This window comes from Bacillus sp. ABP14 (genome assembly GCF_001831375.1).
GTDB classification, from domain to species: Bacteria; Bacillota; Bacilli; order Bacillales; family Bacillaceae_G; genus Bacillus_A; species Bacillus_A paranthracis.
On the sequence record NZ_CP017016.1, the window covers coordinates 106069 to 120485 of the forward strand.

Annotated in this window: 11 protein-coding genes and 1 other annotated feature; all 11 genes read left to right on the top strand. The window is 40.6% G+C overall.

Annotated elements, in window-relative coordinates; translation table 11 throughout:
• The first annotated feature begins 125 nt into the window (after positions 1–125).
• Positions 126–551: a 50S ribosomal protein L11 gene (gene rplK, locus BGI23_RS00555; protein ID WP_001085872.1), complete on the top strand. Its 426-nt coding sequence runs from the start codon at positions 126–128 to the stop codon at positions 549–551.
• Positions 552–728: 177 nt separating this feature from the next.
• A complete protein-coding gene (rplA, locus tag BGI23_RS00560; RefSeq protein ID WP_002020168.1) occupies positions 729–1421 on the top strand; it encodes a 50S ribosomal protein L1 in 693 nt (230 codons plus the stop codon).
• A 49-nt stretch (positions 1422–1470) separates the two neighbouring features.
• Positions 1471–1614, top strand: a sequence feature (ribosomal protein L10 leader region).
• Positions 1615–1653: 39 nt separating this feature from the next.
• Positions 1654–2154 carry a 50S ribosomal protein L10 gene (rplJ, locus tag BGI23_RS00565; RefSeq protein ID WP_000048716.1) on the top strand — a complete coding sequence of 167 codons (501 nt, stop codon included), beginning with the start codon at positions 1654–1656 and terminating at the stop codon, positions 2152–2154.
• Positions 2155–2221: 67 nt separating this feature from the next.
• Entirely contained in the window at positions 2222–2581 is a 360-nt protein-coding gene (rplL, locus tag BGI23_RS00570; RefSeq protein ID WP_000159736.1) for a 50S ribosomal protein L7/L12, read from the top strand.
• A gap of 76 nt (positions 2582–2657) precedes the next feature.
• The gene (locus BGI23_RS00575) at positions 2658–3257 is read left to right on the top strand and encodes a class I SAM-dependent methyltransferase (protein ID WP_070805070.1); all 600 of its coding nucleotides are present in this window, start codon (positions 2658–2660) and stop codon (positions 3255–3257) included.
• Between the two features lie 292 nt (positions 3258–3549).
• Positions 3550–7083 carry a DNA-directed RNA polymerase subunit beta gene (gene rpoB, locus BGI23_RS00580; protein ID WP_000147555.1) on the top strand — a complete coding sequence of 1178 codons (3534 nt, stop codon included), beginning with the start codon at positions 3550–3552 and terminating at the stop codon, positions 7081–7083.
• A gap of 37 nt (positions 7084–7120) precedes the next feature.
• Entirely contained in the window at positions 7121–10732 is a 3612-nt protein-coding gene (gene rpoC, locus BGI23_RS00585; protein WP_000567938.1) for a DNA-directed RNA polymerase subunit beta', read from the top strand.
• A 113-nt stretch (positions 10733–10845) separates the two neighbouring features.
• The gene (locus tag BGI23_RS00590; RefSeq protein WP_000121830.1) at positions 10846–11094 is read left to right on the top strand and encodes a 50S ribosomal protein L7ae-like protein; all 249 of its coding nucleotides are present in this window, start codon (positions 10846–10848) and stop codon (positions 11092–11094) included.
• A 114-nt stretch (positions 11095–11208) separates the two neighbouring features.
• Positions 11209–11631: a 30S ribosomal protein S12 gene (gene rpsL, locus BGI23_RS00595; RefSeq protein WP_001142340.1), complete on the top strand. Its 423-nt coding sequence runs from the start codon at positions 11209–11211 to the stop codon at positions 11629–11631.
• A 29-nt stretch (positions 11632–11660) separates the two neighbouring features.
• Positions 11661–12131 (top strand): 30S ribosomal protein S7, encoded by a 471-nt coding sequence (rpsG, locus tag BGI23_RS00600; RefSeq protein WP_001137493.1) that lies wholly within the window; start codon positions 11661–11663, stop codon positions 12129–12131.
• Positions 12132–12337: 206 nt separating this feature from the next.
• On the top strand, positions 12338–14416 hold the full coding sequence (gene fusA / locus BGI23_RS00605) for an elongation factor G (protein ID WP_000532231.1): 2079 nt from the start codon (positions 12338–12340) through the stop codon (positions 14414–14416).
• Position 14417 lies beyond the last annotated feature (1 nt).

Here is a 14417-nt window from a genome sequence, read left to right on the forward strand (position 1 = left end):
AAGTCAGTACGTCTTCGTTAGCGGAGACGTTTTTTGAAAGATTTTATCCTTAGAGATAAAATATGACGTGGGAGGGCAAATCACTGTCCAATTGACCACATCACGGACTTAAGGAGGTGTGTCTCGTGGCTAAAAAGGTAATTAAAATGGTAAAGCTTCAAATTCCTGCAGGTAAAGCTAACCCAGCTCCACCAGTTGGTCCAGCATTAGGACAAGCAGGTGTTAACATCATGGGCTTCTGTAAAGAGTTTAACGCTCGTACAGCAGATCAAGCTGGTCTTATCATCCCTGTTGAAATTACGGTATTTGAGGACCGTTCATTCACTTTCATTACTAAAACTCCTCCTGCTGCTGTTCTTCTTAAGAAAGTAGCTGGTATTGAGTCTGGTTCTGGTGAACCAAACCGTAATAAAGTGGCAACTGTTAAGCGTGATAAAGTACGCGAAATCGCTGAAACTAAAATGCCTGACCTAAACGCTGCTAGCGTAGAAGCTGCAATGCGTATGGTTGAAGGTACTGCACGCAGTATGGGCATCGTTATCGAAGACTAATTCGATTTGTTTTTTAAAAAAGGTTGCGGGTCTGGAATTCCAATTCGCAACCTTTATTATCGTAAATGATTATCGTTTTTAAATAAATGGGTGGCGCGCATCCTCAGGTTATACCTGAAAATAAGCGTAAACGTGGGAGGTTATTCCGCTAAAACCACATTCGAGGAGGAAATAAAAATGGCTAAAAGAGGTAAAAAGTACGTAGAAGCTGCAAAGCTTGTTGATCGTGCAGCTGCTTACTCTGCAACAGAAGCAGTAGAATTAGTAAAGAAAACAAACACAGCTAAATTTGATGCAACTGTAGAAGCTGCATTCCGTTTAGGTGTTGACCCTAAGAAAGCTGACCAACAAATCCGTGGTGCAGTTGTTCTTCCACACGGTACTGGTAAAGTACAACGTGTATTAGTGTTCGCTAAAGGTGAAAAAGCTAAAGAAGCTGAAGCTGCTGGAGCTGACTTCGTAGGCGATGCTGATTACATCGGTAAAATCCAACAAGGTTGGTTCGATTTCGATGTAGTAGTAGCAACTCCTGACATGATGGGTGAAGTTGGTAAACTTGGTCGCGTATTAGGACCTAAAGGTTTAATGCCAAACCCTAAAACTGGAACAGTTACTTTCGATGTAACTAAAGCTGTTAACGAAATCAAAGCTGGTAAAGTTGAATACCGCGTTGATAAAGCTGGTAACATCCACGTTCCAATCGGTAAAGTATCTTTCGAAGATGCTAAATTAGTAGAAAACTTCAGAACAATCGCTGACACTTTACAAAAAGTTAAGCCAGCTGCTGCAAAAGGTACTTACATGAAGAACGTAACAGTTGCTTCTACAATGGGACCTGGCGTACGTGTAGACGTTTCTACATTAGCGTAAATTTTGGAAGTTGACTTCATAAAGAAGTTTTAATATAATCATTTATGTTGTGAATTTAATTAGTGTACCGTAGACAGTAGGTGTCAATAGACTTAATTTCCTACCTAGGTGTTAATATACGAAGCGGAATTTTTTTCTGTGACTATATGCCTCCATGTCTACAAGTTGGGCATGGAGGTTTTTAGTGCACTTTCGGTACATCTTCTATATAATCTACAGGAGGTGTAATAACATGAGCAAAGTAATCGAAACTAAACAACAAGTTGTAACTGAAATCGCGGACAAACTTCGCGCTAGTAAATCTACAATCGTTGTTGACTACCGTGGTTTAACAGTTTCTGAAGCAACAGAATTACGTAAGCAATTACGTGAAGCTGGCGTTGAGTTCAAAGTTTACAAAAACTCTCTAACTCGTCGTGCTGCAGAATCTGCTGAAATGGCTGAGTTAAATGAATTCTTAACAGGACCAAACGCAATCGCGTTCAGTAACGAGGATGTAGTTGCTCCTGCGAAAGTATTAAACGACTTCGCTAAAGATCATGAAGCTTTAGAAATTAAAGCAGGCGTAATCGAAGGTAAACTTGTAACACTTGATGAGGTTAAAGCTATCGCTACTCTTCCATCACGTGAAGGCTTACTTTCTATGCTTCTTAGCGTTCTTCAAGCTCCAATCCGTAACCTTGCACTTGCTACTAAAGCAGTTGCAGACCAAAAGGAAGAGCAAGGCGCTTAATTTTTTAAAAGATAATTACGTATTATCGATAAAACAATACAAACCTATTTAAGGGAGGATATTTACAATGACTAAAGAACAAATCATTGAAGCAGTTAAATCTATGACTGTATTAGAACTTAACGACTTAGTAAAAGCTATCGAGGAAGAATTCGGCGTAACTGCTGCTGCTCCTGTAGCTGTTGCTGGTGGCGCTGGAGAAGCTGCTGCTGAGAAAACTGAATTTGATGTGGAACTAACTAGCGCTGGTGCACAAAAAATCAAAGTTATCAAAGTTGTTCGTGAAATCACTGGTCTTGGCTTAAAAGAAGCTAAAGAATTAGTTGACAACACTCCAAAAGTAATCAAAGAAGCTGCTGCTAAAGAAGAAGCTGAAGAAATCAAAGCTAAACTTGAAGAAGTTGGCGCTGCTGTAGAAGTTAAGTAATTAACTTTTGATGCTTTAAAAAAAGCTCGCTCTCATGCGAGCTTTTTTTTTAACTGTAAAGAAAAGAGGTGGCCATATGGCAGACCATTATTTTTCTAACGACCCTTCTAGTAAAAGTGATCGTAAGCGATGGGAATTTACGCTTCGTGGATCTCAATTTACTTTCTTATCTGACCGTGGGGTGTTCTCGAAAAACGAAGTGGACTTTGGTTCTCGTCTTTTAATTGAAGCGTTTCAAGTGCTAGATATTAAAGGTGACATATTAGACGTAGGTTGTGGGTATGGACCAATTGGTTTATCGTTGGCGAAAGAGTTTCAAGACCGTAAAGTTCACATGGTGGATGTGAATGAAAGGGCACTTGAGCTTGCGAAAGAAAATGCCGCTAACAATAGAATTGGAAATGTGCACATTTTTCAAAGTAGCGTCTATGAAAATGTAGATGGTATGTATGCTGCTATTCTATCTAATCCTCCAATTCGTGCAGGTAAAGATATCGTGCATGAGATTTTAGAAAAAGCTGTAGAACATTTAGTTCCAGGTGGGGAGTTGTGGATTGTTATTCAAAAGAAACAAGGTGCACCATCTGCGCTGAAGAAACTAGAAGAAGTATTTTCTGAAGTCGAAGTTGTAGAAAAGAAAAAAGGATATTATATCATAAAATCAAAAAAACGTTGACGGTTATTTTTGGCTATGTTAACATTATACAATGCCAATATATGATTTTCTGCGTTGAGAAAGATGTATATTTTTGTTTCTCTTGGAAAAGATAGTAAAATCAGCAGATTATGAAACAGAATGATGGTTTTCTTATAGAAGCCATTTTTCTTTTTTGAACAGGTAGAAAGACTCAACGTATTTATCTTTAAGAGAAAAAGACTACGCTAAATAGCAGTAGTTGTATTTATTTGTGATTTTGCACAAATTTTTTTGTGCATTTATAATACTCATGATTTGAGGGGTGAAGCAGTTGACAGGTCAACTAGTTCAATACGGACGCCACCGCCAACGAAGAAGTTATGCCCGTATTAGTGAAGTATTAGAGTTACCAAATCTTATCGAAATTCAAACCTCTTCTTATCAGTGGTTTCTTGATGAGGGTTTGCGAGAAATGTTCCAAGACATTTCTCCGATTGAAGACTTTACGGGAAATCTATCGCTTGAATTTATCGACTACAGCTTAGGTGAACCTAAATACTCTGTAGACGAATGCAAAGAGCGTGATGTGACGTATGCAGCACCACTTCGTGTAAAAGTGCGTCTAATCAACAAGGAAACTGGTGAAGTAAAAGAACAAGATGTGTTCATGGGAGATTTCCCACTCATGACAGAGACTGGAACATTCGTAATTAACGGTGCAGAACGTGTTATCGTTTCCCAGTTAGTTCGCTCTCCAAGCGTATACTATAGTGGCAAAGTGGATAAAAACGGAAAACGTGGTTTTACTGCTACTGTAATTCCAAACCGCGGAGCTTGGTTAGAGTATGAGACAGATGCTAAGGATGTTGTATATGTGCGTATTGACCGTACGCGTAAACTTCCTGTAACTGTTTTGTTACGCGCATTAGGGTTTGGCTCTGATCAAGAAATCACCGAGCTTTTAGGTGATAACGAATACTTAAGCAACACATTGGAAAAAGACAACACAGATAGCACAGAAAAAGCATTGCTTGAAATTTATGAGCGTCTACGTCCTGGTGAACCACCAACAGTAGAAAATGCTAAGAGCTTACTTGTGTCTCGTTTCTTTGATCCAAAGCGCTACGATTTAGCAAATGTAGGTCGCTACAAGATCAACAAAAAGTTACACATTAAAAACAGATTGTTTAATCAACGTTTAGCTGAAACATTAGTGGATCCAGAAACTGGTGAAATTTTAGCAGCAGAAGGAACAATCTTAGATCGTCGTACACTTGATCGCATTTTACCTTACTTAGAGAAAAACATTGGATTCAAAACAGCGAAACCAATGGGTGGAGTGGTAGAAGGCGATGTTGAGCTGCAATCTATTAAGATTTATGCTCCTGAGTCAGAAGGCGAGCGCGTAATTAACGTAATTGGTAATGCAAATATTACTCGCGATGTAAAACACATCACACCAGGTGATATCCTTGCTTCTATCAGTTACTTCTTCAACCTACTATATAAAGTAGGGGATACAGATGATATCGACCACTTAGGAAACCGTCGTCTGCGTTCTGTTGGAGAACTATTACAAAATCAATTCCGTATCGGTCTTTCTCGTATGGAACGTGTTGTTCGTGAGAGAATGTCGATCCAAGATACAAATGCAATTACACCACAGGCATTAATTAATATTCGTCCTGTTATTGCATCTATTAAAGAGTTCTTCGGAAGTTCTCAGTTATCTCAGTTCATGGACCAAACAAATCCGTTAGCAGAGTTAACTCACAAACGAAGATTATCTGCATTAGGACCTGGTGGTTTAACGCGTGAGCGCGCAGGCTTTGAAGTACGTGACGTTCACTACTCTCACTATGGTCGTATGTGTCCGATTGAAACACCAGAGGGACCAAACATCGGTTTGATTAACTCATTATCTTCGTTCGCGAAAGTAAATGAGTTTGGTTTCATTGAAACACCATACCGTCGTGTTGACCCAGAAACTGGTCTTGTAACAGGGCATGTTGATTATTTAACAGCAGATGAAGAAGATAATTATGTTGTAGCCCAAGCGAATATGAAATTATCTGAAGAAGGAGAATTCCTTGATGAAGATATCGTAGCTCGTTTCCGCGGTGAAAACATTGTCACAAATAAAGAACGCATCGACTACATGGATGTATCACCAAAACAAGTAGTGTCGGCAGCGACAGCTTGTATTCCGTTCTTAGAAAACGATGACTCTAACCGCGCACTTATGGGAGCGAACATGCAACGTCAGGCGGTTCCGTTAATGAATCCGGAATCTCCGATTGTAGGTACAGGTATGGAGTACGTATCAGCAAAAGACTCAGGTGCTGCAGTAATCTGTAAACACCCTGGTGTTGTTGAACGCGTAGAAGCACGTGAAGTTTGGGTACGTCGCTATGTAGAAGTTGACGGTCAAACAGTAAAAGGCGACTTAGATCGCTACAAAATGCAAAAATTCATTCGTTCTAACCAAGGAACTTGCTACAACCAACGTCCAATCGTAAGTGTTGGAAATGAAGTTGTAAAAGGTGAAATCCTTGCGGATGGTCCTTCTATGGAATTAGGTGAACTAGCACTTGGACGTAACGTGCTTGTTGGCTTCATGACTTGGGACGGTTATAACTACGAGGATGCGATCATTATGAGTGAGCGCCTTGTAAAAGATGATGTGTACACTTCTATTCATATTGAAGAATATGAGTCAGAAGCTCGTGATACGAAGCTTGGACCAGAAGAAATCACACGTGATATTCCAAACGTTGGGGAAGATGCATTACGCAACCTTGACGAGCGCGGTATCATTCGCGTTGGTGCGGAAGTAAAAGATGGAGATTTACTTGTTGGTAAAGTAACACCTAAAGGTGTAACAGAATTAACAGCTGAAGAACGTCTATTACATGCTATCTTTGGAGAAAAAGCGCGTGAAGTACGTGATACATCACTACGTGTACCACACGGTGGTGGCGGTATTATCTTAGACGTAAAAGTATTCAACCGTGAAGATGGCGACGAATTGCCACCAGGCGTGAATCAACTTGTGCGTGCATATATCGTTCAAAAACGTAAAATTTCTGAAGGTGACAAGATGGCCGGACGTCACGGTAACAAAGGTGTTATCTCTCGTATTTTACCAGAAGAAGATATGCCTTACTTACCAGACGGTACGCCAATCGATATCATGTTAAACCCATTAGGGGTACCATCTCGTATGAATATCGGTCAGGTATTAGAGCTTCATCTTGGTATGGCAGCAAGATACCTTGGCATTCACATTGCAACACCAGTATTCGATGGTGCTCGTGAGGAAGATGTTTGGGGCACAATTGAAGAAGCTGGTATGGCAAATGACGCGAAAACAATCCTGTATGACGGACGTACTGGTGAACCATTCGATAACCGTGTATCTGTTGGTGTCATGTATATGATCAAACTTGCGCACATGGTTGACGATAAACTTCATGCTCGTTCTACTGGACCATACTCACTTGTAACGCAGCAGCCTCTTGGAGGTAAAGCTCAGTTCGGTGGACAGCGTTTCGGTGAGATGGAGGTTTGGGCACTTGAAGCTTATGGTGCTGCTTATACTCTTCAAGAAATCTTAACAGTGAAGTCTGATGATGTTGTTGGACGTGTTAAGACGTATGAAGCAATTGTTAAAGGCGAAAATGTTCCAGAGCCAGGCGTTCCTGAATCATTCAAAGTATTGATTAAAGAGCTGCAAAGTTTAGGTATGGACGTTAAAATGATGTCTAGCGACGATACAGAAATTGAAATGCGTGATACGGAAGATGACGATGATCATCAATCAGCAGACAAATTGAATGTCGAAGTTGAGACAACTAAGGAATAATTGGGATAACCTGTAGACTAAAAGGGAGGTAGGCCCCTTGATAGATGTAAATAACTTTGAATATATGAAGATTGGACTTGCTTCACCTGACAAGATTCGTTCTTGGTCATACGGTGAAGTTAAGAAACCAGAAACAATTAACTATCGTACGTTAAAGCCTGAAAAAGATGGCTTGTTCTGTGAGCGCATTTTCGGACCACAAAAGGACTGGGAATGTCATTGCGGAAAATACAAACGTGTACGTTATAAAGGTGTAGTTTGTGATCGATGTGGCGTTGAAGTAACGCGTGCGAAAGTGCGTCGTGAACGTATGGGTCATATCGAATTAGCTGCTCCTGTATCTCATATTTGGTATTTCAAAGGTATCCCGAGCCGCATGGGACTTGTCTTAGACATGTCCCCTCGCGCGCTTGAAGAAGTAATTTATTTCGCTTCTTATGTTGTAACAGAAAGTGGAGATACACCACTTGATAAGAAGCAATTACTTTCTGAAAAAGAATACCGTGCATATCGTGATCGATATGGTAGCACATTCCAAGCTGCTATGGGTGCAGAAGCGATTAAAAAGCTATTACAAGACATCGATTTAGATAAAGAAGTAGACTTCTTAAAAGAAGAATTAAAAACAGCACAAGGACAACGCCGTACTCGTGCTATTAAACGTCTAGAAGTATTAGAAGCATTCCGTAACTCTGGAAATGAGCCATCTTGGATGATCTTAGATGTTCTACCAGTAATCCCACCAGAACTACGCCCAATGGTACAGTTAGATGGTGGACGTTTTGCTACTTCTGACTTAAACGACTTATACCGTCGTGTAATTAACCGTAATAACCGTTTAAAACGTCTATTGGACTTAGGTGCACCAAGCATTATCGTTCAGAACGAAAAACGTATGTTACAAGAAGCTGTAGACGCATTAATCGATAATGGTCGTCGTGGCCGTCCAGTTACTGGACCAGGTAACCGTCCATTAAAATCACTATCTCACATGCTTAAAGGTAAACAAGGACGCTTCCGTCAAAACTTATTAGGTAAACGTGTTGACTACTCTGGTCGTTCTGTAATCGTTGTAGGACCGAACTTAAAGATGTACCAATGTGGATTACCAAAAGAGATGGCGCTTGAACTGTTCAAACCTTTCGTAATGAAAGAGTTAGTTGAAAAAGGATTAGCACACAACATTAAGAGTGCGAAACGTAAAATCGAGCGTGTACAACCTGAAGTTTGGGACGTTTTAGAATCTGTGATTAAAGAACATCCAGTACTTCTAAACCGCGCACCAACACTTCACCGTCTTGGTATTCAGGCGTTTGAACCTACATTAGTAGAAGGTCGCGCAATCCGTCTTCACCCACTTGTATGTACTGCATACAACGCGGACTTTGACGGTGACCAAATGGCCGTTCACGTACCTTTATCATCAGAAGCACAAGCAGAAGCTCGTCTTCTTATGTTAGCGGCACAAAACATCTTGAACCCGAAAGACGGTAAACCAGTTGTTACTCCATCTCAGGATATGGTATTAGGTAACTACTACTTAACACTTGAGCGTGAAGGCGCAATCGGTGAAGGTATGGTCTTCAAAGATGCGAACGAGGCATTACTTGCATACCAAAATGGATATGTACATCTTCATACACGTGTTGCAGTAGCTGCAAGCGCAGTAAACAACGCAACATTTACTGAAGAGCAAAAGAGTATGCTTCTATTAACAACAGTTGGTAAATTAATATTTAACGAAATCTTACCAGAGTCGTTCCCTTATATTAATGAACCAACAAATTCAAACCTTGAAAAAGAAACACCAGCGAAATATTTCGTTGAAAAAGGTGCGAACATTAAAGAGATTATTGCTAGTCGCGAAGAAGTGGCGCCATTCAGCAAGAAAATCCTTGGTAACATCATTGCGGAAGTGTTTAAACGTTTCAAAATTACAGAAACGTCTCGCATGCTTGACCGTATGAAAAACTTAGGATTCAAGTACTCTACAAAAGCTGGTATTACAGTTGGGGTATCTGACATTCTTGTATTAGGTGAAAAAGATGAAATTCTCCACGAAGCACAAGCAAAAGTAGATAATGTAATTAAACAATTCCGTCGCGGTTTAATCACGGAAGAAGAACGTTACGATCGTGTTATCTCTATTTGGAGTAATGCAAAAGATGTTATCCAAGGAAAACTGATGAAATCCTTGAATAAACGCAACCCAATCTTCATGATGAGTGATTCCGGTGCCCGTGGTAACGCATCGAACTTTACTCAGCTTGCTGGTATGCGTGGTCTGATGGCCAATCCATCTGGTCGTATCATCGAACTTCCAATCAAATCAAGTTTCCGTGAAGGTTTAACAGTACTTGAGTACTTCATCTCTACGCATGGTGCGCGTAAAGGTCTTGCCGATACAGCACTGAAAACTGCCGATTCTGGTTACTTAACACGTCGTCTTGTTGACGTTGCACAAGATGTAATCGTTCGTGAAGATGATTGTGGAACAGATCGCGGTTTATTAATTGGTGCGATTAAAGAGGGTAATGAAGTTATCGAGTCATTATATGATCGTCTTGTTGGACGTTTTGCAAGAAAAACTGTAAAACATCCTGAAACAGGTGAAGTATTAGTTGCTGAAAATCAATTAATTACTGAAGATATCGCTCATATTGTTGAAAATTCGGGTGTTGAAACTGTAAACATTCGTTCAGCGTTCACGTGTAACACTCGCCACGGTGTATGTAAGAAGTGTTACGGTCGTAACTTAGCAACTGGAACAGACGTAGAGGTAGGGGAAGCGGTAGGTATTATCGCAGCTCAATCTATCGGTGAGCCAGGTACACAGTTAACGATGCGTACGTTCCATACAGGTGGGGTTGCCGGAGATGATATCACTCAAGGTTTACCTCGTATCCAAGAGATCTTCGAAGCTCGTAATCCGAAAGGTCAGGCAGTTATCAGTGAAATCGACGGTGTTATCGCAGCGATCAACGATGTTAAAGATCGCCAAGAAGTAGTTGTACAGGGTGAAGTTGAAACTCGTACGTATGCTATTCCTTACGGTGCTCGTCTGAAAGTAATTCCAGGACAGCAAATTAGCCACGGTAAAGAGTTAACAGAAGGTTCTATTGATCCGAAAGAATTACTAAAAGTAACGGACATTACGGCAGTTCAAGAATACTTATTACGTGAAGTTCAAAAAGTATACCGTATGCAAGGGGTAGAAATTGGTGACAAACACGTAGAAGTAATGGTACGCCAAATGTTACGTAAAGTTCGTGTAAGTGATGCAGGTGAAACAGATGTATTACCAGGAACATTACTAGATATCCATCAGTTTACTGATGCCAATGCGAAGGTGTTACTACAAGGTAAACAACCAGCAACAGCTAGACCTGTTCTACTTGGTATTACAAAAGCTTCACTTGAAACAGATTCATTCTTATCTGCAGCATCGTTCCAAGAAACAACTCGTGTCTTAACTGATGCAGCAATTAAGGGTAAACGTGATGAGCTTCTAGGATTGAAAGAAAATGTTATTATCGGTAAACTTGTTCCTGCTGGAACAGGCATGAATCGTTATCGCAAAGTGGATCTTGTTAAAACAACACAAGATGACATGAATGTAGAAAACGATGAAGTTTATGTGGAACAGTAAAATTTTCCGTCGTAAATTTTGTATAAAAACAGTTAATCCTAGTTGACATTGTATGAGTCAAAATGTTACTATAAGCAAGGTTGCTCCTGAACGATGCTTTGGAGGATATTTATATGTCTTATCAAAAAGTGTCAAATGCTGAAAATGTGGTCGTTGGTCATAAACGTACATTGGAAGCAATCAAAAATGGTATAGTTAAAGAAGTTGTCATTGCAGAAGATGCTGATATGCGGTTAACCCATGTTATCATTCGTACTGCATTGCAACATAACATACCCATAACAAAAGTTGAATCAGTTCGTAAACTTGGAAAAGTTGCGGGGATTCAAGTGGGAGCTTCAGCAATAGGAATAATAAGTTAAAACTGTTTTTGTGAGGAGAGAGCATTTGCTCTCCCTTGCAAAAACTTTGTTTTCAACTAATAATGAACCACCTGGATATGTGGTCATACAAACATGCGAAGGGAGGATAATCAAATGCCTACTATTAACCAATTAGTGAGAAATGGTCGTACTGATAAAGTATGGAAATCTAAATCACCTGCGTTAAACAAAGGTTTTAACTCTTTAAAGAAAAAATCAACTGATATCTCTGCACCTCAAAAACGTGGTGTATGTACTCGTGTTGGTACAATGACTCCAAAGAAACCAAACTCAGCGTTACGTAAATATGCTCGTGTTCGTTTAACAAATGGTATTGAGGTAACAGCATACATCCCAGGTATCGGTCACAACTTACAAGAGCACAGCGTAGTATTAATTCGCGGTGGTCGTGTAAAAGACTTACCAGGGGTACGTTACCACATCGTTCGTGGTGCGCTTGATACAGCTGGTGTTGACAAGCGTATGCAAGGCCGTTCTAAATACGGTACTAAAAAGCCAAAAGCGGCTAAGAAATAATAACTTTTTAATGAAAGGAGGAACTCAATATGCCTCGTAAAGGACCTGTTGCAAAACGTGACGTGTTACCAGATCCAATGTACAATTCAAAGCTAGTAACACGCCTTATCAACAAAATGATGGTTGACGGTAAAAAAGGTAAATCTCAAACAATTCTTTATAATGCGTTCGATATCGTAAGCGAACGTACTGGTAAAGAGCCAATGGAAGTATTCGAGCAAGCTCTTAAGAACATTATGCCTGTTCTTGAAGTACGCGCTCGTCGTGTTGGTGGTGCTAACTACCAAGTTCCAGTTGAGGTTCGTCCAGAACGCCGTACAACTTTAGGTCTTCGTTGGTTAGTAAACTACGCTCGTCTTCGTGGTGAAAAAACTATGGAAGAGCGTCTTGCTAACGAAATCTTAGATGCAGCTAACAACGCTGGTGCATCTGTTAAGAAACGTGAAGACACTCATAAAATGGCAGAAGCTAACAAAGCATTTGCTCATTACCGTTGGTAGGATACAACGTAAAATAAATGTAAGCATAGACCGCTTTATTTGTCGCTTATGGAAGTGTGGAGAGGGAGAATGCCTCTCCCTTTCAATGGCGCTCGTTTTACATAATGAGAGTACTGGACATACTGACATATGTAACAATATAAAGTGGCTTTTTTGCTACTTAAAATAAAAAATCCAATCCATATATGGAAGGAGCAAGACACCAAATGGGAAGAGAGTTCTCTTTAGAAAACACTCGTAATATTGGTATCATGGCTCACATCGATGCTGGTAAAACAACAGCTACTGAGCGTATTCTGTACTACACAGGACGTATTCATAAAATCGGTGAAACTCACGAAGGTGCATCTCAGATGGACTGGATGGAGCAAGAGCAAGAGCGTGGTATCACAATTACTTCTGCTGCAACTACAGCACAATGGAAAGGTCACCGTGTAAACATCATTGACACTCCAGGTCACGTAGACTTCACAGTAGAAGTAGAACGTTCTTTACGCGTACTTGATGGCGCGGTAGCAGTACTTGATGCACAATCTGGTGTTGAACCACAAACAGAAACTGTTTGGCGTCAGGCTACTACTTATGGCGTACCTCGTATCGTATTCGTTAACAAAATGGATAAGATTGGTGCGGACTTCTTATACTCTGTAGGAACAATCCACGATCGTTTACAAGCAAACGCACATCCAATTCAGTTACCAATCGGTGCTGAAGATGAGTTCAATGGTATCATTGACCTTGTTGAAGAATGTGCTTACATGTACGGTAACGATTTAGGAACAGACATTCAACGTGTTGAGATTCCTGAAGAGCACAAAGAACTAGCTGAAGAATACCGTGGAAAACTTATCGAAGCGGTAGCTGAGCTAGATGAAGAAATGATGATGAAGTACCTAGAAGGTGAAGAAATCACTGTAGAAGAGCTTAAAGCTGGTATCCGTAAGGCTACAACTTCTGTAGAATTCTTCCCAGTAATCTGTGGTTCTGCATTCAAAAACAAAGGTGTTCAAATTCTGTTAGACGCAGTTATCGACTACCTACCATCTCCATTAGACGTACCTGCTATTAAAGGTATCGTTCCTGATACAGATGAAGAAGTAGAACGTAAGTCTAGCGATGAAGAGCCTTTCTCAGCATTAGCATTCAAAATCATGACTGACCCTTATGTTGGTAAGTTAACGTTCTTCCGTGTGTACTCTGGTGTGTTAAACTCTGGATCATACGTGAAAAACTCAACTAAAGGTAAGCGTGAGCGTGTAGGTCGTATCCTACAAATGCACGCTAACAGCCGTGAAGAGATCTCAACAGTTTACGCTGGTGACATCGCTGCTGCTGTAGGTTTAAAAGATACTACTACTGGTGATACTCTTTGTGACGAGAAGAGCCTTGTTATCCTTGAGTCTATGGAATTCCCAGAGCCAGTTATCTCTGTAGCTATCGAACCAAAATCTAAAGCTGACCAAGATAAAATGGGTACAGCATTAGCTAAGCTTTCTGAAGAAGATCCAACATTCCGTGCTCACACTGACCAAGAAACTGGCCAAACAATCATCGCTGGTATGGGTGAACTTCACCTTGATATCATCGTTGACCGTATGCGCCGTGAGTTCAAAGTTGAAGCAAACGTTGGTGCTCCTCAGGTAGCATACCGTGAGACTTTCCGCTCTGCTGCGAAAGTTGAAGGTAAGTTCGCTCGTCAATCTGGTGGACGTGGACAATTCGGACACGTTTGGATTGAGTTTGAACCTAACGAAGAAGGTAAAGGATTCGAATTCGAAAACAAGATCGTCGGTGGTGTTGTTCCACGTGAATACATCCCAGCTGTAGGCGCAGGTCTTGAAGATGCACTTAAAAATGGTGTACTTGCTGGATATCCAGTAGTAGACATTAAAGCTGCATTAGTTGACGGATCTTACCATGATGTCGATTCATCTGAGATGGCGTTCAAAATCGCTGCATCTATGGCACTTAAAGCTGCGGTTTCTAAATGTAACCCAGTAATTCTTGAGCCAATGATGAAAGTTGAAGTTGTAATTCCTGAAGAGTACATGGGTGACATTATGGGTGACGTAACATCTCGTCGTGGACGTGTAGAAGGTATGGAAGCTCGCGGTAACGCTCAAGTTGTTCGCGCTATGGTTCCACTTTCTGAAATGTTCGGTTATGCAACGTCATTACGTTCTAACACTCAAGGACGCGGAACATTCTCTATGGTGTTTGACCACTATGAAGAAGTACCAAAGTCTGTTTCTGAAGAAATTATCAAAAAAAATAAAGGTGAATAAT

What these genes read in the sequence shown, in the direction of transcription:
- rpsL (WP_001142340.1), top strand. Translation starts at nt 11,209, where the DNA reads ATGCCTACTATTAACCAATTAGTGAGAAATGGTCGTACTGATAAAGTA.
- fusA (WP_000532231.1), top strand. Translation starts at nt 12,338, where the DNA reads ATGGGAAGAGAGTTCTCTTTAGAAAACACTCGTAATATTGGTATCATG.
- BGI23_RS00575 (WP_070805070.1), top strand. Translation starts at nt 2,658, where the DNA reads ATGGCAGACCATTATTTTTCTAACGACCCTTCTAGTAAAAGTGATCGT.
- rpsG (WP_001137493.1), top strand. Translation starts at nt 11,661, where the DNA reads ATGCCTCGTAAAGGACCTGTTGCAAAACGTGACGTGTTACCAGATCCA.
- rplA (WP_002020168.1), top strand. Translation starts at nt 729, where the DNA reads ATGGCTAAAAGAGGTAAAAAGTACGTAGAAGCTGCAAAGCTTGTTGAT.
- BGI23_RS00590 (WP_000121830.1), top strand. Translation starts at nt 10,846, where the DNA reads ATGTCTTATCAAAAAGTGTCAAATGCTGAAAATGTGGTCGTTGGTCAT.
- rplL (WP_000159736.1), top strand. Translation starts at nt 2,222, where the DNA reads ATGACTAAAGAACAAATCATTGAAGCAGTTAAATCTATGACTGTATTA.
- rplJ (WP_000048716.1), top strand. Translation starts at nt 1,654, where the DNA reads ATGAGCAAAGTAATCGAAACTAAACAACAAGTTGTAACTGAAATCGCG.